General features: G+C 48.6%; 1 protein-coding gene. It reads right to left on the bottom strand.

Annotated elements, in window-relative coordinates:
- Nucleotides 1–255: hypothetical protein (locus ACW689_RS21525; RefSeq protein WP_476294458.1), on the bottom strand; the 255-nt coding region annotated here is incomplete at both ends.

Raw genomic sequence — 255 nt, forward strand, 5'->3', positions numbered from 1 at the left:
CTGCCACCAACAGATAGAGTACCCGTCTCAGTTGTGCTAAAGGTATAGTTTGGCGTTGTATCATTGGTAGGCGTTGTCACTGCGGTGACTTCAGCTAAAGTCGGCGCGGTCGTGTCAATAGTAAAACTGGCAATGCCCAAAGCACTACTGGCATTACCAGAGGTGTCTGTCACCGTGACCGTACAATTACTGTATGTACCTGCACTCAAAGCCGTTGAGTTATCCGTTTGGGTCAAAGTTATGGTTTGGTTGCCG

This window comes from Pseudoalteromonas sp. ABE4_541 (assembly GCF_056312285.1).